The organism is Micromonospora sp. MP36, from assembly GCF_008119785.1.
GTDB lineage: Bacteria > Actinomycetota > Actinomycetes > Mycobacteriales > Micromonosporaceae > Micromonospora.
The window spans coordinates 1-22057 of sequence record NZ_VSFA01000069.1 but is presented as its reverse complement, the minus strand read 5'-3'; the positions used below and the strand labels follow the sequence as shown (position 1 = coordinate 22057).

The window sequence follows — 22057 nt, the reverse complement described above, 5'->3', positions numbered from 1 at the left end:
GTAATATCTCCACGTTTTGCCTGCAGCGGGGAGGAAGATCCACATGCGATGGAAGCTACCGGCCGGCGTCCTAATGGCGCTGGCCTTCCTGGTTCCGGCGGCGCCGGCGATGGCTCAAACGGAACCGCCCGTGCTGAACGAGGCCTGCCAAACGGTCGAGCGCAAGGTGTACAAGGATATCCGCGAGCTTGTCACCATCGACCTGGACACCGCCACCAATGTAGAGGTGCGCGTGTTGGCCAACCAGATCCTGGCCGCGGCGAAGGCCGACTCGTTGCCCGTTCTGCCTGACGCCATTCAGGAGCGCCTGGACGGCACTGCGGATGATCTGCGCGCATTCCTCAAGGCGGACGTGCAGAACGCTTGGTCAACGGCTCTGCGGGTCACGGTGGTCCGGACGTTGACGGGCGCTGGTGCCAACGTGAAGGCGGCCGCGCAGAAGGCGCTTGATGAGGGGACCGTCGATGCCTACCTGGCTTACCTGAACAACGGCCTGTACGTCGCACGTGCGCTCGACTGCGCGTCTCAGCCCGCACCGACAGCAACGTCTGAGCCCACGCCCACACCGAGCGCCACGCCCAGCGCCACGATGACCATTGCACCGGCTCCTGCTTCCTCCGCCAGCCTGGGCGTCCCCGGCGGCGGTGAGGGCGGTGGGCTGCCCGTCACCGGTGACGACACCGCGACCGTGGCCGGCATCGGCGGTGCGCTTCTGCTCCTCGGCGGCGCTGGCTACCTGATCGGACGCCGACGCCGTTCCCGCTTCGTGGCATAGCCCGCTCGACGCGCCCAGCTCGATGCTTCGTCGGGCTGGGCGCTGTCTCGTCCGGGCTGTCTCGCTGGCGCGTGGGCTGATCGCGATCCGGGTCATCGCCTCGGTCGGACGTAGAACTCGTCACCGGCGGACGGGTGCCTGGGTGGCCGTTCGCCGACCGGGGGCAAGATGGGCGGATGCTCGAGCCGATCGGTGTCCGCCCCGAGGACGAGTCGGTCTACCGCGAACTCCTGTCCCGCCCCGAGGCGTCCCAGCGCGACCTCGCCGCGGCGCTGAGCCGTGGCACGGCCGAGGTGGGCAGCTCGTTGACCAGACTCGAGGAGTTGGGCCTGGTGCACCGGCTGCCTGGCCAGCCCGCCAGGATGCGCGCGGCGCGACCCGACGTCGCCGTCGATGCGCTGGTCGACCGACGCCGCGAGGAGTTGGCGCGTACGCAGCTCGCCGCGCGCACCCTGCTCGCCGAGATGCCCGCCGAGGAGCGGTACCGCCCGGAGGAGATCGTCGAGGTGCTGGTCGGTCGCGCAGCGATCGCTGCCCGGTTCGAGCAACTGCTCAGCACCACCCGGCACGAGCTCATGGTGATCGATCGTCCGCCGTACGTAGCCGATCCTCGGCGGTCGGACAACTCGGTTCGCCGGCTCCTGCGCGCGAAGGTGCGGGTGCGCGGCATCTACGCCCCAGAGGCGCTGGAGCTGCCGGGTGCGCTCGAGGAGGTCCAGGACGCAGCCGGCGTGGGTGAGCAGTCTCGGGTGCACACCGGCCTCCGGATGAAGCTGGCGATCGGCGACCGCCGGCTGGCGATCCTGCCGGTCGGTGCGCAGAGCGCCGATGCGGCGGTCTGCATCCGACCGTCCACCCTCCTCGACGCGCTGGTCCAGCTCTTCGAGCTGCTCTGGGCGCAGGCGACGCCGATCGTCGCCCCGGCACAGGACGGCGGGTTCAGCGATCGCCAGCTCGCCGCGTTGCTCGCCTCAGGTGCGAAGGATGACGTGGTCGCCCGTCGGCTGGGCACCAGCACCCGTACGCTCAGCCGCCGGATCGCCGAGCTGATGGACCACCTGCACGTCCGCACGCGCTTCCAGGCGGGCGTGCAGGCGGTCCGGCTCGGTTGGCTCGACAGCTCAGTGCACGACGGCGAAGGCCCGGACGATCGTCTGGTCGACCGCTGAGCCGCCGGTGTCCTCCGCGTGTAGCCGCAGCGACACCAGGCCGCTGCCCGCCGGCAGTTCGACGCGCCAGCCGTCCGTACCGCGGGTGACGGTCGCCGGCTGCCAGGTCGCACCGTCGTTGTACGAGGCGTCGATGCTCGGCTCGCCGGCCGGCGTGGCCGGTACGCCGTCAGGGCGCCGCAGCCGCAGGTCGAACGCCACCTGGCCCTGGCGGTCGGCCCGGACCTGGTTGTGCAGGTCGACGCCGACGTCGTAGTCCGGCAGCAGCAGCGGCTGGGTCTCCGTTGCACCCTCGGCGGTCGTCGTCGACGGGAAGCTCCAGGCGGTGTCGGTGTGTGTCGACAGCTCGTTCCAGGCCTGCGGGTTGTCCGCGGTGAACGAGATCGAGACACGAGACTCGCCGGCCGGAAGCCGGACCGTGCCGGAGGGGAGGTTGTCCGTCTCCCCGACCAGGGCGCCGTCGGCCCTGATCTCGAGGTGGGTGCGCACCCCACTCGGGTGGGTGTACTCCGTTCCGTGGTTTCCGTCCGCGTCGGTGAAGCCGTCAACGGCCACCCGCAGCTGATCACCGGAGCGCTGGACGGGCCGAGCGGGATTCGGGGCCGCCGTGATCGGCGCCCGGCCGAAGGGCAGCTGGTCCTGTTCGCGGTCCGCGTACGCCTGGCGCCCCGGCATGCTCAGGCTCATCGCCAGCACCGGCGCCTTGGGAAACATGGCATTGTAGGGGGACTCCGGAGCGAACACCGCGTGGCTCCACTCCGTGTCGGGGTCGGGGATGCGGTACTCGGTGCGCGTACGCGGCCCGCCCTGGAAGGGGAACACCGTCGAGACGACGAACGAGTTGCCAGGCTGCCACGGGTACGCCGCCTCGGAGAACGTCGAGGGAAGCGTCGGCTGCCCGTACACCTGACGCACCTGCGTGGTGAGCTGCTGGGGGAGGGCGACGTAAGTGGGGTCCTCCGGGATCCGGTCCTTCTCCTTCAGGTAGAGGTCGTACACATAGGGGCTGGCCGGCTCTCCCTCGACGGTCACCATGGCTCCCTTAGGGAGGCGGGCGAGCGCGAGACCCTCGGCCTCGTTCAGCCGGATCGTCGGCACCTGCAGCTTGACCCCGCTGCCGCCCGGGTCGCTGATGTCACCGGGGCCGTCGTTGCGGATCACGACCACGCCCGCACCGTGCGCGGCGGCATTGTTGGACTGTTCCGCGATCGACATGTCGGGTGAGTGCGTGACCAGCGCCAGCGCCCCGTGCAGTTGCTGGCCGGCGAGATCGGCCGCCGTGGCGTGGCCGACGTCCACCACGGGGAGGCGGGACCGGCCGTTGACGACCGGGAAGTCCGAAGGGACGTCGGAGAACCAAATCCGGTCGACGTACTCGGGGTGCAGGGTCGGCGCGGTCGGCGCGGACAGGGTGATGTCGGGCGCCTCCAGCCGGACCCGGGTGCGCGCCTGGAACGTCCCGATGGACACCTGCGGCGTCGGCTGCAGGTAGAAGTGCTGGTCGAGGAGGTATGCCGGGCGCATGTCCAGGTGGACTGCGGACCCGTCCGCGGCCGTGCGGTCGTAGCCGATGAGCATGGCGCCCTGCGGTGGCACCTTGGTGCTGCGCCCCGGGGTCCTGATCGTGAGCTGCCGGGCATCGCGGGCGTCGAACGCGAAGGTCCGCTCACCGCTCACCGTCGTCTCCGGCTCACCCACGAGCGAGATGTTCTGGACCGTGCGGCTGCTTCCGATAGCCGGCTTCTCGGCGGGCAGAGTGGTGACGAACGCCATCACCGAGTACTCGCCGGGCGGCACGAGCACGCAGGTGGTCCGGGCGAAGGTGGCCCCGGAGCACTCGTTGCCCGGAGCCGGGTCGGTGGCCATCTGCCGGGTCCACGCCGCGCCGTGCTCAAGGTCGAACACCGTGATGTAAGCCTGGGCGGCCTGGCCGTCCCGACCCACTGCGGAGAAGTGCAGCGGCACGGTGTCGGCAGCGCTGGCGTCCAGAAGGGCGGCGTGGCCCTCGATCACGGTCGGCGTGCTGGCGACATCGGTCGTCTGGACGGTCGTGCCTGTCTTGGTCGTCGCGACGACGAGGCCCGGGGTCACACCGTCGGCGTCGGGCAGCGCGGCGAGCGAGGTGGCGCCGGTGTCTCCGAGCGGCGTCAGGGCGACCTTGGCTCCGCCGCCCACGGAGACAACCCGTCCGGCCGGCGCCGGGGCGAGGCCGTCAGTGGAGGTCGCCGCGTTCGCCGCGGACCATGGCGCCGCGGTGAGTAGGCCGACCACGACGGCGAGCGAGGTGACGGAGGCAGCGCTCGCTCGGTGCAGGGCCGATTGTGGCATGGTCATGGGACTCCCAGTGATCAGAGATGCGTCCCCCTTTCATAGTCGAGCCGGACCGCCGACGGACAGCATGATCGCTGGCGGCTACCAGAAATGGCGACCGCCCGCCATCGGGCTGGCCCGGCTCGACCTGACCGGTGGCTTGAGGTGTTCGTCATCGTGGGGTGCTCAGGTTTCGGTATCCGGGGTGCACGTGCGGAACGAGTCCCTGCTGGTCGGCGATCCGCTGCAGCAGGCTGGCGAGTTGGGATCGCTCGTCGGTACTGAGGGCGGCGCAGAGGTCGTCTTCGTGGGCGGTGGCGATGGATCGCATCCGCATCAGCACCTGCTCGCCTGCGGTGGTGAGGTGCAGCGCGTGGTGGCGGCGGTCGGTCGCGCTGGGCCGCCGCTCGACCAGCTCTTTGCGTTCGAGGTTGTCCACGAGGGCGACGACCCGACTCGGTACGACACCAAGGTCCGTGGCGATTGACCGCTGGCTTCGCCCGGGCTGGCTGGCGATCATGCGCAGCAGCCCGACGTCGGGCGGTGTCAACCCGAGCTCTTTCACCCGTTGGGCGAAGCGCTCGGCTGCGTGTGCGCCGAGCTGAGCCAGCAGGAACGCGGCTCCGCTGGGGCCGGCTTGCCGTCGTGAGGTCACCCAGATATCTTACACAGAAGTGAACGGTTCAGTCAGCTGAACTGTTCACCTCCGAGAAGGGAGATCTGGAATGCCAGCCATCCGTTATCCCGATCTGGCCGGCAGGGTTGCGCTCGTCACGGGCGGTTCACGCGGCATCGGCGCGGCAACCTGCCGCGCGTTGGCGGCCAACGGTGTGCGGGTCGCCGTCAACGGCCGGGACGAGGCGGCGCTCGCCGGCGTCGTGGCCGGCATCGCCGCCGACGGCGGCGAGGCCATCGCCGTGCCCGGTGACGTGACCGACGCCACCACGGTGCGCCGTATTCGTGAGGAGGTGGAGGACGCTTTCGGTCCGGTCGACATCCTCGCCACCGTCGCCGGCGGGCAGGGCCGGCCCGTGCCTACCGTCGACCTTGACGCCGAGCGGTGGCGCGCGACGCTGGAGTCGGAGCTGACCTCGACGTTCCTTGCCGTGCACGAGGTGCTGCCCGGCATGGTGCATCGCCGACGCGGCGCGATCATCACCATGGCCTCCAGCGCTGGACGCCAACCAAGCCAGGCCAACGCCGCGTACGCGTCCGCGAAAGCCGGCGTCGTCATGTTCACCCGACACCTGGCCAACGAGGTCGGCCAGCATGCCGTCCGGGTCAACTGCCTGGCCCCGTCCGCTGTCCGCAACGACCGCATGCAGCAGGCAATGAGCGCTCAGCAGCTCGACGAACTGGCCCGACACTTCCCGCTCGGACGCATCGGCGAGCCCGACGACGTCGCCGAGGCGGTGCTGTTCCTGGCCTCCGACGCGTCGTCCTGGATCACCGGCGTCACCCTCGACCTGACCGGCGGACGGGTGATCGCATGACCACCACCAATGCGCCCCAGCGCCGCCGCCAAGCCGGGCCGCCGCTCGGCGTCCTCGCCGTCGTGTTCGCCGCCCTGTTCATCGCCAGCTTGGTCCTCGGCACCCTGCTCGCCAGCGGCAAGCCCTACCCGTCGCCGTTCGGCCCGGCCGCCGACATCCTGGCGTACTTCCGCGATCATCAGCACGCGGTGCAGGTCAGCGCGGCGCTGCAGTTCGCCGCCGCCATCCCGCTGGCCATCTACACCGCGACCGCCTCCGCGCGTCTGCACCAGCTCGGCGTCCGGGCACCCGGTGCGACCATCACCCTCATCGGCGGGGCTCTCTCCGCCGGATTCCTCGCCCTCTGCGGCCTGCTCGGCTGGGTCACTTCCCAACCCGAGGTACTCGACGAGCCCGCCCTCGTGCGCGCCCTGCAATTCCTCACCTTCGCCACCGGCGGCGTCGGGCACGTCGTGCCGCTGGGCCTGCTGATCGCCGGCGTGGCCGTGCCCGGACTGCTCGCCCGGCTACTGCCACGCTGGCTTGCCTGGTCAGGCCTGGCCATCGCCGCCGTCGCCGAGATCGCCACCGTGAGCCTGCTCATCGACAACGCGGCGATCCTCCTACCGATCGCCCGCTTCACCGGCCTCGTCTGGCTGATCACCGCGGGCTTCCGCCTGCCCCGGCAGCGACCATCCAGAGCCGAGAACGCCAGCAACTGAACCTTGCCGGGCCATCGGAAAGGCCCGACGGCGGCCAGACCTGGCCGCCGTCGGGCCTTTCCGCGTTGACGGTGGACCGTGCCCGCAGGCAGCCGTCAACCTGCTCCAGCGTTGTGTCGCGTGATCAACGATCGGATGTCAGCGAAGATCCGCTCGTGTGCGGCCGCCGCCTCCGGATCAGTCAGATCCATTCCCTGAATGAATCCGTGCAGCAAGCCAGGTTCGCAGCGGTACGTCACGTCTATTCCGGCATCAGCCAGACGGAGGGCGTAGTTGGCGCCCTCGTCGCGTAGGGGGTCGTGTTCGGCGGTCACCACGAGAGCGGCCGGCAGGCCGGACAGGTCGGGCTGATGCAAAGGGCTCGCCCCGCGCCGCTCGGTCGGATCAGGCACCCACTGGGCTACGAACCAGCTCAGCATTTCGGTGTCCAGCCCGTAGCCGGTGCCCTTCTCAGTGACGCTGGGCTGGGACAGCAGGAGGTCGGTGTTGGGGCAGATCAGGATCTGCGCGGCGGGCAGCGGATCGCCTTGATCACGTAGCCGCAGACAGGCCATGGTGGCGAGGTATCCACCCGCGCTGTCCCCCGCGACGGCGGCGGGCCTGGCCCATCGGAGCACGTCGACGGCATCGTTGATCGCAGCCGGGTGCGGATGCTCCGGGGCCAGCCGGTAGTCCACCGCCAGCACCTCGACATCGCATTCTTTCGAGAATCGGCGACAGGTCCTGTCGTGGGTCTCCAGATCACCGACGACCCAGCCGCCACCGTGCAGGAACACCATCAGGGGACGCGGCTGCGAGGAAGGCCGGTAGCGGCGCAACCGTAGACCCGCCGGGCCGGCCACGTCCTCGACGTGGACCAGTTCGGGTCCTCTGGGGCGCGCGCCGGCACGCTGCCGAGCGCCCGCACGGAGTTCGCCGGCAATATCTCGCCACATGTCCGGTGATGATAAGCGCATGGTCGAGGTGACCCGCCGTGACCAGCGATGGGGCCGGGCGACGCGGGGAGTGGTCAAGCCGGCGGGGGTCCGGCCGGGTCGTTTGTGCTGGCGGACCACGAAGGTGGCCACGCTCTGCCGACGGGCCGGGCCCGCGCCGAGTGATCGGCGCGGGCCCGGCTGATCTCAGTTGTCGGTCAGCACTTGGTGGGTCGGAGGACGAAGTCGACCGTCACCGTCTTGCCTGACTTGATGCTCGCCTTCTGGGTCTGCGGGATCCAACCGTCCCGGGCAGCGATCACCTCGATCGGGTTGGCGCCCGACGGCGCCCAGATGGCGTACTTGCCGTCGGCGTCGGCCTCCAAGGTGAACGTCCAGCCACCCTTGCCGTTGATCTGGACGGTAGTACCGCGCAGGGCGGCACTCTTGCCCTGGCAGTCGACCCCGGTGACGGTGCCGGCCACCTTGCCCCAGTCCTTGGGCGGCTGGACCACCATCGTCACATCGATCGGCGCCACCGCGTACGGGGTGTTGGACTTGACCCCGAGCTGCGCGGTGTAGGTGCCGGGCTGACCCACGCCCGCCGCCGAGGTGGCGTCGAGCGTGACGGTCACCGTGACGCTCTGTCCGGGCTGCAGCGTCGCCGTGGTCGGGGACGCGGCCAGCCACGGCACGTCGGTGACGGTGGCGCACTGGTCGAAGCCGGGCAGCATCTCGCTGTCCGGCGTCGGGGTGAACCCGCCGGTCGATCCACCGACCTTCACGAAGCCGCACGCCGCCGCGCCCCGGTATCGGGCAAAGTTGGCGTTCGGCAGCGCCGACCAGGAGTTGGCCTCCGGGTCGTACGCCCAGCCCTGGTTGGTGACGATGGTGGAGTTGTTGATGACACCCGTCGACAGCAGCAGCAGGCCGTTGGCGGTGTCCGCGGCCACGCCCCAGAAGTCGACCGGCAGGTCGGCCAGCTGGGTCCAGGTGTCGTTGCCCGGGTTGTAGCCGTAGGTGCTCTTCAGGGTCGTCGGCCCGTTACCACCGGCGCAGTAGACCGTGCCGTTGATCCCGCCGCAGCCCTGCCAGGCGATGGCGACCGGGTACGGTGCGACGGTGGTGAACGAGTCGGCTCCCGGGTTGTACCGGACGACCGCGTTGGACTTGGTGCAGTTGCCGTCCGTGCACCCGCCGACCAGGTAGATCTGGCCGTCGGAAACCGCGATGCCGGGGGCTGCCCTCGGCGCCGGGTTGACCGAAGCCCGGGTCTGCCAGGCATTGGTGGCGGGGTCGTAGGCGTACACCTTGCTGGACGTGTTGCCGACCGAGTCCCAGCCGCCGAACACGTACAGCTTGCCGTCGACGAACGCCGCCGCCGGCTTCTCCAGCGCCGCCGGCAGGTCCGCGATGCGGGTCCACACGTTTGTGGCCGGGTCGTAGACGTAGCTGTTGGCGAGGTTGGCGGTGCCGTTCGTGCCGCCGACCGAGTACACCTTGCCGTCGAACGAGGCGACGGCGTTGTCCATGACCGGGATCGGGTAGTTGGCGGTGTTGACCCACGGCGGTGCGTACGGGGACGGCTCGACCGGGTCACCGGCCTTGTTGTCGCCCAGCCAGCCGATGGACGTGCCGCTGCCCTTGACCAGGTTGTTCTGCAGTGGCGCGCCGCGCGGTCCGAGGATCTCGAAGCCGCCACGCCGCTCGGACAGGTCGACGCTGGCCGGCGCGTCGCCGGTGTTGGTGATCTTCGTGGTCACCGTCGTCTTCTGACCGAGCGTCTGGGTGCCGGTCAGCGACGGCGGGGTGATGGTCAACCGGCCGGCCTTGAGCGAGAAGTCGGCTCGGGTGGTCCGGTCCGCCGCGACGTTCACGGTGGAGGTGACCGATCCGTAGTTGCTCTTCGCCGCCGTGAACGGGTGCTCACCGGTCAGCGAGGAGAACATCCAGTAGAAGCCGTCGCCGAGGTTCTCGTCGTCCGGCGTCGACCCGGTGGTGGCCTTCTCGGCCGGCTTGTCCACGCTGGTCACCGTGGCGCCGTTGAGGCCGGTCGAGGTGTTGCTGTCGAGCGCCTGGCCGAGCACGAGTCCGCCGGGGACCGGGTCGCAGGCCCGGTTGACGACGGAGACGTTGTCGACCTCCCACCACCAGGCGTAGGTGGCCTGGTGGTGGAACCGGATCCGAACGTCGGCGTGCCCACCGGCCTGCGGAATCTGGACCTCCTCGAGCACCGGGCCACGGCGGCTGGTGGTGGTCCAGTTCGCGGCGATCACCCAGGTGTTACCGCCGTCGAGGCTGAACTCGACGTTGGCGAACCCGTTGAGCGCCCGGTAGTCGCTGTTGAACCGCAGCACCGGCGACGGCACGGCGGTCAGGTCCAGCGACGGGGTGATCAGGTCGGAGTCGACGGGCTTGCCGGAACCGGCCGCATCGCTGTCCACGATCGCGTACTTGCCGGTGCCGCCGGTGAGGTTGCCCCGGTTCTTCGGGTCGTTGAACACCCAGCCGCCGTTGGCGGTGCGGTTCACCACGTTCCAGCCCACGGGGGTCGTCCCCGACTCGAACTGCTCGGTGAGCACCGGGGTGCCGTAGTTGAACTTGTAGCCGGCGGCGGTGCAGCCGTTCTCGACGGCCAGGTCGAAGTTCTTCACCTGGTCGCCGTCACCGACGGTGAGCTGCGCGGTGCCCTGCTTATACGCCGGGTACATCGCCTTGACGGTCAGCCCGTACTCGCCAGCGGGCAGGTCGACGGAGTAAGCGCCGGTGACGGGGTCGGTGAACACCGGCCCGCCCGGCTTGCCGGCCACGTCGATCCGCGCGTACAAGGGCCAGCCGTGCCCGGACCCGTCCTTCACCACACCGGAGATCTTGCGCGCCGGCACCGCGTCGAGGGTGAAGTTGACCGTGACCGTGCCGCCGTCGGTGACCGTGACCGTCTGGGTCTTCGGGGCGTAGCCGAACGCCGACGCGGTCACCTCGTGCTGCCCGGCCGGCAGGGTCAGCTTGTAGCTGCCCTGGTCGTCGGTGACGGTGCCGCCGCCGCCGACGCGCACCGAGGCGCCGGCGATCGGCGCGCCACCGGACTTGGTGACCTTGCCGGTGACCTCACCGCGCGGTCCGGCCACACAGTTCGGGAACTTCATCGCGCCGACCCGGGTCTGCCACGTGGCGGAGCTGGTCGTGGTCAGGTACTCGGAGGTGAACCAGAAGGTGCAGCCGTCGGTCGGGTCCACCGACATCGAGCTGTAGTCACCCCAGCGGGCCGCCGAGTGGGTCTGCGCTCCGGTGCCGGCGATCAGCGTGCGCTCGCTCTGCCCGAGCTGGCCCAGCGGGTCACCGGAGAGCCGGCCGGCCATCCGGATGGACGGGAACGAGTTGCTGCTCGACGCCGAGTAGCCGAAGGCGATGTTGCCGGAGACGTCGATCGCGCCGCTGGCCATCCAGCGGTGCTCGGCGTCGGGGGCGTAGGTGCCCTGCTGGTTGATCCGCCAGTTGGTGGGCGAGGTGCTCTGCAGCTCGTACCAGCGCACGCCGGCGTGGTCGGTGCCGTCAGCGTCGACCGTGTGGTTGAGCACGATCGAGGCGTGGTCGCCGAAGTTCCGGTACGCGGCCCGGTACATCAACCGGTCGGCGATGGCGTCCAACCGCGCCGAGGTGCCCTGCTGAGGAACACAGGCGCGGGCGTAGTTGCACATGTTCGAGTCGAACGGCGCGGTCTCCAGGAATCGGCTCGGCGCGAGGTTGTTGCCGAACGTGGAGTTTGCGGGAGTGGCCCAGTCGACCTTGAAGTCCCACATCAGCAGCCGGTCGGTGGGCGAGATGCCCCACGCGTCGTCGTCGAACATGACGAACGGGTTCGGTGCTCCGGCAGGCGGGGCGAGACCCTCCGCGTCGGACGGCAGCACGCCACCGAAGTCCGGTCCGAGGTGGAAGTACACCATCCGGGCCGCCTGGCCGGAGAGCATCTTCTCCCGCTCGAACGCCACTGCGCCGACACCGACGAACGACGGCGCGAACTCGTTGGCCGTCATGTAGTAGGCGTCCGGCCAGATCCCGTACTTCGGGTAGTCGTTCATCCGGGTCTGGTGGTAGAAGAAGTCGTACCGGAAGTACGCGCCCGTCGGGTCCGGGGTCTGAGAGATCGCCATGCACTGGTGATTGCCGGCCGTCCCGCCGGGCAGGGCGAACTGGGTGACCATCCACCGGTCGGCGGCCTCGTCGTAGAGGACGACGGGGTCGCCGTCGTTGCGGGTCTCGCACGGGCCGCCGAAGCCGGACCAGATCGCGTTGGCCGGCAGCGGGCCGAGCAGCAGGCTGCCGGTCTTGCTGTAGACGGCGTAGTGCAGGTTCACCATCTGCACGTAGTGGTTGGGCCCCACGTCGCCGTTGGTGTCCGGCGGCAGCACCCCGTCGATGTTGCCGACGCCTTCGAAGTTCGCGCTGAACTCAGGCACCTGGCTGGCGGTGAAGCCGCGCTGCACGCCGTCACTTCCGGCCTTGGCGGAAGTGTCCGCCTGCCGGTTTAGCGACTGAGCTGGCTGGGCCGCAATTTTCGAGCCTTGTCCGTTTTTGGTTTTCGGAGCGATGTCGCGCAGTTTCTGAGAAACATCGTGTTTGGCGGCTTGGCGCACTTCGGCCTTTGCCGCTGCGGGCGCGGGCGCGGCGGCTTCCGGGTCGACGGGTTGGGCGGCTGCTGGTAGTGCACCGAGGAGCAGAGCGGCGACGGCCACGACGGCGACCGGGCCCGCTCTCAGCAGCCCTCTTCGTGATTTGCGCATCAGGTGATGACCTCCTGGCTGGTGGCGGCCAAGGGTGTTCGGCCACCGAGGGTGCAGGACTGGAAACCGCAGGTAAGCGGAATCCCGCGATCATCGTCGATGGGCTTCGATCTTCACTCAAGCGCAAATGGTGGGCAGAAGAGGGGCAAAATCGGGTCAAGATCGAGCTTTAGGTTTCAGCGACAAAAGTTTTGATATTGACCTGCGTTGTGCAAGTTGCTTTCCTACACCCATGAGCACTCCGGTGGGGGATTTCGAGGAGCAGCCGGTCATACTCTGTGTGACCGCCAGCCGCAGCAAGCGAGCGCAAGTGGCTCGGCTCATGAGTGGTCACGGTGTCGTGCTGATGTTTCCTGATCTGCAGACGGTTCGTGCGATGCTGCTCGACCAAGCGGCCGCTTCCGCCGCCCCCGAGACCGGCGTAGTGGCGCTGGGACGGCTGGTGGTCGATCAGCAGCGGCAACAGGTCAGCTGGGCCGGCCGGGCACTCCCCCTGACCCGCCTGGAACGGGACGTGCTCGCCGCACTGGCCAGCCCACCCCTGCGCGTCTGGACCTATCAGCAGCTCTACGAGCGTGTGTGGGGCGCGGACTATCTGGACGACGCGGCGGCCGTCCGGTCCACTGTCAAACGCCTGCGTGCCAAGCTCCGCGAGGCGAACGCCAGCGTTGCGGTGGAGTCCGCACGTGGCGTCGGTTACTCCCTGGTAGACGCCACCGTCCACGGTCGAATTAGCGGTACCAGCGCCGACGCGATGTAAGCAAAATCGCCGCAACTTGCCGCCACAACGGACCGCTGCAGGCCCGCCAAGAACCGACGCCCAGCGGCGAATCTCTGCCGCGGCAGCGTTGCAGGGCTGCACTTGCGCCCTCGATCCCAGCACTGGTCGAGGGGCGGCGGGTCACCCCGCTGACTTGGACGGCTGCTGACTAGTCCACTCCTACATGTGCATCGCTAGATCAACCGGACATTCCGTCACTTGATCAGTGCGGTCAATGTCCGACCCGGCCTAGCGTTTGCTGGGCTGACTAGACACGCGGAAAGGAAGTGGGTCATGACCGAATCCGCAGATCAGAGAGCGGGAAGTCCACCCGAACCATTACGCGCCCATGGCAGGCTGCGGCCCCGGCGAGCCATCGCGACGTTGCTCGCACTACTGCTGGGCGTCACGGGGCTCGGCGTCGCGGCGACCAGCCCGGCCGCCGCATCGGGCAAGAAACCCGTCGACCCCGCCCTCTACGAGTCGCTGCAGTGGCGCAACATCGGCCCGACCACGGGCGGCCGATCGATCGCCGTGGCGGGCAGCACCGCCCGCCCGAACGAGTACTACTTCGGCGCCACGGGCGGCGGCCTGTATAAAACCACCGACGGCGGAACGAACTGGTCCCCGGTCACCGACGGCCAAATCACGACCTCCTCGGTCGGCGCGATCGAGGTCTGCCCGACTAATCCCGACATCGTCTACATCGGCATGGGCGAGGTCGAGTTCCGGGGCAACGTCCTGCCTGGTGACGGCGTCTACAAGAGCACCGACGGAGGCGCCACGTGGAAGCACATGGGACTCTCCGACGCCCACATGATCGGACGCGTCCGGGTGGATCCGGCCAACTGTGACCGGGTGTTCGTCGCCGCGCTTGGCCACGCGTTCGGCCCCAACACCGAGCGCGGCGTGTTCCGCTCCACCGATGGTGGCAAGACCTGGCAGCGGACCCTGTACCGCGACGACCTCACCGGGGCGGTGGACCTGTCGATCGATCCGTCGAACCCGCAGGTGATGTACGCCGCACTGTGGCACGCCTACCGCAAGCCGTGGCTGCTCAACAGTGGCGGGGAGTCGAGTGGCCTGTTCAAGTCCACCGACGGCGGCAGCACCTGGACCGAGCTGACCAGCAACCCGGGCCTGCCGGACGGTCCGCTGGGCAAGATCGGCGTGAGTGTCTCCGGTGCCGACTCCAACCGGGTCTACGCCGTCATCGAGGCGGCCGACGGCGGGGTGTTCCGGTCCGACGACGCTGGTGCCACCTGGCAACTGGTCGATGACAACGCGAACCGACGCCAGCGGGCGTTCTACTACAACCGCATCTACGCCGACCCGGTGAACCGTGACCGGGTCTACGCCCTCAACACCTCCTTCTACCGCTCCGACGACGCGGGCCGCACCTGGCAGACGATCTCCACGCCGCACGGCGACAACCACGACCTGTGGATCGACCCGAGCAACAACCGCAGGATGATCGAGGCCAACGACGGCGGCGCGAACGTCTCCACCAACGGCGGAGCCAACTGGACCGATCAGGACTACCAGACGGCCCAGATGTATCACGTCACCACGACGAACAACGATCCTTACCTGGTGTGCGGCGCCCAGCAGGACCGGTCGACCGTTTGCGTGTCCAGCACCGGAGGCACCGACGCCTTCACGGTGGGTGGCGGCGAGAGCAGCTACGTTGCCGTGGATCCCCGGGACTCCAATGTCTTCTACGCCGGCAACTACGGCGGCAACCTCACTCGACTCGACCGCAGCGGCCTCAGCGGGATCGGCTCGCGCCGCATCGACGTCTGGCCGGACAACCCCATGGGCTCTCCGGCCAAGGACATCAAGGAGCGGTTCCAGTGGACGTACCCGATCATGACCAACCCGGCGGAGCCGAACGCGGTGTTCGTGGGTTCCCAGTACGTCTACAAAAGCACCAATGGCGGGCAGAACTGGCAGCGGATCAGCCCGGACCTCACCTACGCCGACCCGGAGACCCTCGGCGATTCCGGCGGCCCGATCACCAAGGACCAGACCAGCGTCGAGTACTACGCGACGGTCTTCTCGATCGCGCCGTCCACGCGTGACCCCAACGTCATCTGGGCCGGCTCCGACGACGGCCTGGTGCACGTCACCCGGCAGGGCGGTGCGCCCAAGCCGCGGCCGGAGGCGTGGCGCAAGGTCACGCCACCAGGACTGAAGAAATACAGCACCGTCAGCATGATCGACGCCGGGCACCACAACACCGACACAGCGTACGTGTCCGCCCACCGGTACCGGCTGGACGACTTCCGGCCGTACATCTACCGCACGCATTCCTTTGGAGCCTCCTGGGAGAAGATCACGAACGGCATCGCCGACGACGACTGGATCTACGCGGTACGGGAGGACCCCGAGCGCAAGGGGCTGCTGTACGCCGCGGCCGAGCACGGCGTGTACGTGTCGTTCAACGACGGGGACAACTGGCAGCCCTTGTCGCTCAACCTGCCGGATGTCCCGGTGTCCGACCTCACGGTGAAGGACGGCGACCTGGTAATCGCCACCCACGGCCGCAGCTTCTGGGTGCTCGACGACGGCGCCACGCTGCTGCGTCGGCTGACGCCGAAGACGACGCCGGGCGACATCGCCGACTTCGAGCAGACGGTGCCTGCGGTGACGCCGCTGCCATCAGTGAGCCCGCCACCCGCCGTGATCCCGCCGACGAACACCGCACCGGACCGGGAGAACGACCTGGCGATCCTCAAGGACCCGAACAACCCGGTCCGCGGGGTGAGCAGCAACGCCACGGTCAGCTACACGATCAAACAACCGGTCGAATCGGCCACGATGTCGTTCCTCGACGCGCAGGGGAAGGTGATCCAGACCGTCAACCTCCCGACCACCGCGGGCACCCGGACCCAGAACTGGAACCTGCGGTACCCGGGTTCTACGAGCTTCCCCGGTCTCATCTACTGGTCGGCGAACTCGACCGGGGCGCTCGCGCCCGTCGGCACGCACGGTGTCCGGCTCACCGTGAACGGGCAGTCTCTGGACCAAAGCTTCGAGATCCTGCGGGACTCGCGGCTGACCGGGGTCAGCGACGCCGATCTGGTCGCACAGTTCAACCTGGCGAAGGAGTCCGTCGATCGCACCAGCGACGCCAACAGCGGCGTCATCGCGATTCGCGACTGTTCCGGGCAGATCGCCGACGGGATCGGGGGGGGGGGCGACGCCGCCGTCACGGCGCCGGGGCGCCGGCCCCAGGACGGCCTGGTTGTTGGGGAGAACGAGCTGTACCAGACCCGCCTGCGCAGCGGACAGGACCCGCTCAACTTCCCGATCAAGCTGAACAACAAGCTCGCGGCGTTGCGTGGCGTCATCGAGAGCACGCAGAGCCCGCCGACGGATCAGAGCTACGAGGTCCTGGCGGAGCTGTCCGGCCAACTTCAGAAGCAACTCGACCGGCTCGACGAGATCGTTGCGGCCGACGTGCCCGCCTTCAACCAGGTACTCCAGTCGAAGGGTCTCCCGCCGATCACCTGCGCGGCCTGAAACGCTGTCGATAGAAGTGTCAGAGGAGCCTCGGCCCAGCCGAGGCTCCTCTGACACTTCGCGGCGAACGTTCCCTCCTAGTTCGCCCGGCGCAGAACCGAGGTAGCCATCGGCCCGACTGCGGCGGCGCTGTCCTCTCGCGGTCACCACCCGGCGTGTCGTGGGGCCTGGGTTGGCGGCGATTGCCGTGGTTACGGGTCGCCTTCGGGGTCTTCCTGCCCGCTCGGGCTCGGCCTGCTCGCCTTCATGCTCGTCGACCGCGTCCTGGCCCTACCGGCGCCGCGCCCCCTTGCGGTCCAGGTGATGCGGGCGTCGACGTGGACGACGTCGCCGACCCGCACCGCACGCAGGAAGGCGGTCTCGTCGCTGGCGGCGGTGACGGCGGGCCCGTCGGAGTGTCGGGCCGCGACGACAGGGTGCAGGGGCGGGTGGGCGCCACCGGGGCGGCTGTGCCGCCGCCCCGGGGACGGTGCCTCAGAAGTCGTCGTCGAAGGTGACCGCCCCGCTCACTCCGACCTGATACGCCGACACCCGGCGTTCGAAGAAGTTGGACAGCTCCTGCACGTCCTGCAGCTCCATGAAGGCGAACGGGTTGCTCGATCCGTACACCGGTGGGATGCCGAGTTGGGTGAGCCGACGGTCGGCGACGTGCTGGAGGTACTGGCGCATGTCGGCCAGCGTCAGTCCGGGTACTCCTTGGCCGAGGAGGTCCTCGGCGAACTGTGCCTCGCAGTCGACGGCCTCGGTGAGCATCTGCCGGACCTGGTCGGCGAGGTCGTCGTCGAACAGGTCCGGCTCCTCCCGGCGTACGGTGTCGACGACGTCGAAGGCGAACGCCATGTGCATGGACTCATCGCGGAACACCCAGTTGGTGCCGGAGGCGAGGCCGTGCAGCAGGCCGCGGGAGCGCAGGAAGTAGACGTAGGCGAACGCGCCGTAGAAGAACAGGCCCTCGATGCAGGCGGCGAAGCAGATCAGGTTGAGCAGGAACGCCCGTCGATCTTCCCGGGTGCGCAGCTCGCGCAGGTCGTGCAGGGAGTCGATCCACCGGAAACAGAATTCGGCCTTGCGGCGGATCGACGGGATGTTCTCGATGGCGGCGAACGCTGCGCCGCGTTCGGTCTCGTCGGGTACGTAGGTGTCGAGGAGGTTGAGGTAGAACTGGACGTGCACCGCCTCTTCGAACAGTTGGCGGGACAGGTAGAGGCGGCCTTCGGGGCTGTTGACGTGCTGGTAGAGGTTCAGCACGAGGTTGTTGGCGACGATGGTGTCGCCGGTGGCGAAGAACGCGACGAGCCGGCTGACCAGGTGGCGCTCGGCGGGGGAGAGCCGGTCGAGGTCGGTCAGGTCGGCGTGCAGGTCGACCTCCTCGACGGTCCAGGTGTTGCGGATGGCGTCGCGGAAGCGGTCGAAGAAGTGCGGGTAGCGCATCGGGCGGAGGGTGAGGTCCATCCCGGGGTCGAGCAGCATGGGTGCGGTCTCCGTGGTGGTGTGGGCCGGGGTGGTCACTGGCATGCCTCGCACGCCTCGGGGTTCTCCAGCGAGCAGGCCAGCGCCTCCACGTCGAGGCTCACGGTGGGAATCACGCTGGAGACGGTGGCTTGCTGGATCCGGGTGGCCGGGCGGGAGCGCAGGTAGTAGGTGCTCTTCAGCCCGCTCTTCCAGGCGTACAGGTACATCGAGGAGAGCTTGCCGATCGTCGGCGCGGCCAGGAACAGGTTCAACGACTGGGACTGGTCGATGAACGGGGCGCGGGCCGCGGCCAGGTCGATCAGCGCCCGCTGCGGCAACTCCCACGCGGTGCGGAACAGCTCCCGCACCTCCGCCGGCAGCTCCGCGACCTCCTGGACGGACCCGTCGGCGCGTTTGATCTCGGCGCGGATCTGCTCGGTCCACAGCCCGCGAGCCTTGAGCTCGGCAACCAGGGCGGTGTTGACCTGGAGGAACTCCCCGGACAAGGTCTCGCGTTTGAACAGGTTGGACACCTGCGGCTCGACGCACTCGTAGCAGCCAGCGATCGAGGCGATGGTGGCGGTCGGGGCGATCGCGACCAGCAGCGAGTTGCGCAGCCCGTGCGCGGCCACCCGCTCCCGCAGCGCGTCCCAGCGCGCGGACTGGCTGCCGGTGACACCCCACAGGTCCGGTTGCAGCTGCCCACGCGCCGCCCGGGTCTGCGCGAAGGCGGGGTGCGGGCCGTGCCGTTCGGCGAGGTCGGCGGAGGTTTCGAGGGCGGTCAGGTAGAGCTCTTCGCTGATCCGGGTGGACAGCTCCCGCGCGGCGGGGGAGTCGAACGGCAGCCGCAGCGCGAAGAACACGTCCTGTAGGCCCATCATGCCGAGGCCGACTGGCCGCCAGCGGGGATTGCTCGCCGCCGCCTGCGGGGTCGGGTAGTAGTTGATGTCGATCACCCGGTCGAGGAAGATGACCGCGGTGCGGACGGTGTGCCGCAGCCGCTCCCAGTCCAGGTCGTCCCCGGCCAGGTGGGCGGCCAGGTTCACCGAGCCCAGGTTGCACACCGCGGTCTCGGCGTCGCTGGAGACCTCGATGATCTCGGTGCACAGGTTCGACAGGTGCACCACGTTGCCGGGCTCCGCGGTCTGGTTGCAGAGCCGGTTGGCGGCGTCCTTGAACGTCATCCACCCGTTGCCGGTCTGCGCGAGGGTGCGCATCATCCGCCCGTACAGTTCCCGGGCCGGTACCTGCCGTACCCAGCGGCCCTGCGCCTCCGCCGCCCGGTACGCGGCGTCGAACTCCCCACCCCACAGGTCGGGCAACTCCGGCACCTCGTCCGGGTCGAACAGCGACCACATCCCGTCGGCCTCCACCCGGCGCATGAACTCGTCCGGAATCCAGTTCGCCAGGTTCAGGTTGTGCGTACGCCGGGCGTCCTCGCCGGTGTTGTCCCGCAGCTGCAGAAACTCCTCGATGTCCGGGTGCCACGGCTCCAGATAGACGCAGGCGGCGCCCTTGCGCCGGCCGCCCTGGTTCACCGCAGCAACGCTGGCGTCCAGTGTCCGCAGCCACGGCACGATGCCGTTGGACCGCCCGTTCGTGCCGCGAATCAGCGCCCCGCGGGAGCGGACCCGGGAGAACGCGATGCCGATGCCGCCGGCGAACTTGGACAGGTTGGCCACCTGCGCGTACCGCTGGTAGATGGAGTCCAACTCGTCGCGGGGCGAGTCCACCAGGTAGCAGGACGACATCTGGGTGTGCCGGGTGCCGGAATTGAACAGAGTCGGCGAACTCGGCAGGTACGCCAGACTCGACATCAGCCGGTAGAAGTCGATCGCCTCGGCCGGCGTGTGCGACAGCCCGCACGCCACCCGCAGCAGCCAGTACTGCGGCGTTTCCAGCACCAGCCGGCTGGTCGGGTGCCGCAGCAGGTACCGGTCGTAGACGGTGCGCAGCCCGAAATACTCGAACCGCAGGTCACCGGACAGGTCGACCGCCTCGTCGAGGATGCGGGCGTGGGCGGCCACGAACGCAGCGCTGTCGTCGCCGATCAGCCCTTCGGCGTGGCCGTGGCGGATCGCCTGGCTGAACGAGGTGATGCCTTGGCCGCGTACCTCCTTGTCGACGTAGCCGGCGAGCAGGCGGGCGGCGAGCCGCGAGTACTGCGGTTCCTCGCCGATCAGCTCGGCCGCGGTCTGGATCGACAGCCGATCCAACTCGTCGGTGCTCGCCCCGTCGTACAGCCCGCTGATGGTGCGGGTCGCCACCCGCAGCGGGTCGACGTCGGTGAGATCCGCGGTCCACCGCTCGACCGCCCGGACGATCCGGTTGACGTCGACCGGTTCGAGGTCGCCGTTGCGCTTGCGGACGTGCATCTGCAGGCGCCGCTGCCCGCGTAGAGCCGCATCCCCGGGCGTTCCATCGACGACGGGGTGGACGTCGGTGACTGTCACTACTCACTCCTCGCGAGCTCGAGACCGGATGGGCCTCGGCGCGCGGGGGTGCAGACACCGACGGACACGCGCCGGCATGGCGGTGTCCCGTGGGCGTCGGCCGTCCCGCGCGGCCTCGGACCGTCACACGCCGGGTCGGGGCGTGTGACGCGCTGGCAGGTCTTCGGACTCGCGGGCACGACCGGACGAAACCGGTCTCCTACTGGCCGTCGCTTCCCAGGCCACGAATGGCCCAGTGCTGATGACGGCGGTCGTTCCCACTCACCGCTGCGGGGCAGTCCCGGATTCCCACCGGGTTCCCTCTTGCCTCGACCGCCCCCGCTGAGGACGGCCGAACCAGCTGCGTCAGACACCATATATGGCCGCATGCTTGGTTGAGCAACACCAGATGTCGCGTCGGCGTGTCAGATCCGTCTCACAGCTGTGCGTTGTTCGCAGCGGGACGGCGGTGCGTGGCCGGGGCCGGAGCGGTTGCTGCTGCCCATGACGGAGAAGCGGCTGGCGAGGGTGCCCGGACGCGCCGATGATCGGACGCTTATTGCCAAAGCTTGGCAACTACGTAATGCTGGCAGCAGTGGGCGGGCGTCCCGGCTCGCGATGATCCGCACCTCGCCGGGACACCTGCCCGCTGCGCTGTCGCCAATGAGGAAGGAGCCCGGCCGGTGGGCGTCTACACGCTGCCCGACATGCCGTACGACTACGGTGCGCTGGAGCCGGCGATGTCCGGCGAGATCCTGGAACTGCACCACAGCAAGCACCACGCGGCGTACGTGAAGGGCAGCAACGACACCCTGGACCAGTTGGCCGAGGCGCGGGACAAGGGTGACTTCGCGGCACTGGTCGGGTTGGAGAAGACCCTCGCGTTCCACCTGTCCGGGCACGTGCTGCACTCGATCTTCTGGAACAACCTGTCCCCAGAAGGTGGTGACCGCCCGGACGGGGAGCTGGCCGCCGCGATCGACGAGCACTTCGGCTCGTTCGACGGCTTCGCCGGACAGCTGTCCGCGGCGACGAAGGGCGTGCAGGGCTCCGGCTGGGGTGTGCTGGCCTGGGAGCCGCTCGGCCGGCGGCTGATCGTGCAGCAGGTGTATGACCACCACGGCAACGTCGGGCACGGCAGCACCCCGTTGCTGGTCTTCGACGCCTGGGAGCACGCCTACTACCTGCAGTACCGCAACGTGCGTCCGGACTACGTGGACCGGCTGTGGGACCTGGTGAACTGGGCCGACGTCACCGCCCGCTTCGACGCTGCCCGCGCGGCTTCGCCGAAGCCGTGACCGGCGTGCCGGGCCTGTCCCGGTCGCGACGGGACTCGTCCTCGCGCTGGTCCGGCCAGCCGTCCAGTCCCGGGATGGGCTGGTCCAGGAGTTGGCCTTGCAAGTCGTCGACGCGGGCGCAGCCGCCACCGGCCTGAGCAATCCCCGTGGGCACGTCGGCAAACGCGGCCGCAAGCCCGACCAGTCACGCACTCTGTTCCATCGGCTCGGCACGAGCGGCCGTGGCCTCCGCAACCACAGGAGCACATCCATGGGTAAGCGTCCCTGATCAGCTTAGCGATCCTGAGTCGGATTGGGTTTCCGGGATCGTTTCCCACCGTGGTGGGGTCGCGTGGGCGTGGAAGTGGAATCCTGCGCCCAGTGCGGCTCCGCGTGGCTGGTGGCCGGTGGTGGGTGTGCTGGTCGTGTTCACGCCCTGGTGTCGGTGGGCTGCGCGGGGCAGCCTCA

Annotated in this window: 14 protein-coding genes and 1 riboswitch; of the genes, 7 read left to right on the top strand and 7 right to left on the bottom strand. The window is 69.1% G+C overall.

Annotation, left to right across the window (positions count from 1 at the left end; translation table 11 throughout):
- Positions 1–43: 43 nt before the first annotated feature.
- A complete protein-coding gene (locus FXF52_RS29850) occupies positions 44–775 on the top strand; it encodes an ALF repeat-containing protein (RefSeq protein WP_148801726.1) in 732 nt (243 codons plus the stop codon).
- 176 nt (positions 776–951) lie between these two features.
- Complete coding sequence (locus tag FXF52_RS29845) at positions 952–1944, top strand: helix-turn-helix domain-containing protein (RefSeq protein WP_148801724.1); 993 nt, start codon at positions 952–954, stop codon at positions 1942–1944.
- Here the strand turns inward: FXF52_RS29845 and FXF52_RS29840 are convergent.
- Both FXF52_RS29840 and FXF52_RS29835 read right to left on the bottom strand, forming a co-directional pair.
- Positions 1897–4278, bottom strand: a complete 2382-nt coding sequence (locus tag FXF52_RS29840; RefSeq protein WP_148801722.1) for a PA domain-containing protein — start codon at positions 4276–4278, stop codon at positions 1897–1899. The genes FXF52_RS29845 and FXF52_RS29840 overlap by 48 nt on opposite strands.
- A 148-nt stretch (positions 4279–4426) precedes the next feature.
- Positions 4427–4909, bottom strand: a complete 483-nt coding sequence (locus tag FXF52_RS29835) for a MarR family winged helix-turn-helix transcriptional regulator (protein ID WP_222870757.1) — start codon at positions 4907–4909, stop codon at positions 4427–4429.
- Positions 4910–4979: 70 nt separating this feature from the next.
- Between FXF52_RS29835 and FXF52_RS29830 the strand changes: the two genes are divergently transcribed.
- Positions 4980–5747 (top strand): SDR family NAD(P)-dependent oxidoreductase, encoded by a 768-nt coding sequence (locus tag FXF52_RS29830; RefSeq protein ID WP_148801718.1) that lies wholly within the window; start codon positions 4980–4982, stop codon positions 5745–5747.
- Positions 5744–6448 (top strand): hypothetical protein, encoded by a 705-nt coding sequence (locus FXF52_RS29825; protein ID WP_148801716.1) that lies wholly within the window; start codon positions 5744–5746, stop codon positions 6446–6448. The genes FXF52_RS29830 and FXF52_RS29825 overlap by 4 nt, the downstream gene beginning before the upstream one ends.
- Positions 6449–6543: 95 nt before the next feature.
- Here FXF52_RS29825 and FXF52_RS29820 read toward each other — a convergent pair whose 3' ends face one another.
- Positions 6544–7290: an alpha/beta hydrolase gene (locus FXF52_RS29820; protein WP_370518043.1), complete on the bottom strand. Its 747-nt coding sequence runs from the start codon at positions 7288–7290 to the stop codon at positions 6544–6546.
- Positions 7291–7580: 290 nt separating this feature from the next.
- Positions 7581–11819, bottom strand: a complete 4239-nt coding sequence (locus tag FXF52_RS29815; protein WP_148801712.1) for a carboxypeptidase regulatory-like domain-containing protein — start codon at positions 11817–11819, stop codon at positions 7581–7583.
- A 556-nt stretch (positions 11820–12375) separates the two neighbouring features.
- On the opposite strand from FXF52_RS29815, the gene FXF52_RS29810 reads away from it, so the two are divergent.
- Both FXF52_RS29810 and FXF52_RS29805 read left to right on the top strand, forming a co-directional pair.
- A complete protein-coding gene (locus FXF52_RS29810) occupies positions 12376–12903 on the top strand; it encodes a winged helix-turn-helix domain-containing protein (RefSeq protein ID WP_187413791.1) in 528 nt (175 codons plus the stop codon).
- Positions 12904–13287: 384 nt separating this feature from the next.
- Positions 13288–16428 (top strand): glycosyl hydrolase, encoded by a 3141-nt coding sequence (locus FXF52_RS29805; protein WP_187413790.1) that lies wholly within the window; start codon positions 13288–13290, stop codon positions 16426–16428.
- A gap of 191 nt (positions 16429–16619) precedes the next feature.
- Here FXF52_RS29805 and FXF52_RS44215 read toward each other — a convergent pair whose 3' ends face one another.
- Genes FXF52_RS44215 through FXF52_RS29790 form a run of 3 tightly spaced genes read right to left on the bottom strand, consistent with a single transcriptional unit; the run spans position 16620 to position 20333 of the window.
- Positions 16620–16850, bottom strand: a complete 231-nt coding sequence (locus FXF52_RS44215; RefSeq protein ID WP_370518042.1) for a hotdog domain-containing protein — start codon at positions 16848–16850, stop codon at positions 16620–16622.
- Between the two features lie 52 nt (positions 16851–16902).
- The gene (locus tag FXF52_RS29795) at positions 16903–17943 is read right to left on the bottom strand and encodes a ribonucleotide-diphosphate reductase subunit beta (protein WP_148801706.1); all 1041 of its coding nucleotides are present in this window, start codon (positions 17941–17943) and stop codon (positions 16903–16905) included.
- Positions 17934–20333: a ribonucleoside-diphosphate reductase subunit alpha gene (locus FXF52_RS29790; RefSeq protein WP_370518041.1), complete on the bottom strand. Its 2400-nt coding sequence runs from the start codon at positions 20331–20333 to the stop codon at positions 17934–17936. The genes FXF52_RS29795 and FXF52_RS29790 overlap by 10 nt, the downstream gene beginning before the upstream one ends.
- A 136-nt stretch (positions 20334–20469) precedes the next feature.
- Positions 20470–20689: riboswitch (cobalamin riboswitch) on the bottom strand.
- 306 nt (positions 20690–20995) lie between these two features.
- On the opposite strand from FXF52_RS29790, the gene FXF52_RS29785 reads away from it, so the two are divergent.
- Positions 20996–21610, top strand: coding sequence for a superoxide dismutase (locus FXF52_RS29785; RefSeq protein ID WP_148801704.1), 615 nt, complete (start codon positions 20996–20998; stop codon positions 21608–21610).
- The last annotated feature ends 447 nt before the right edge of the window (positions 21611–22057 follow it).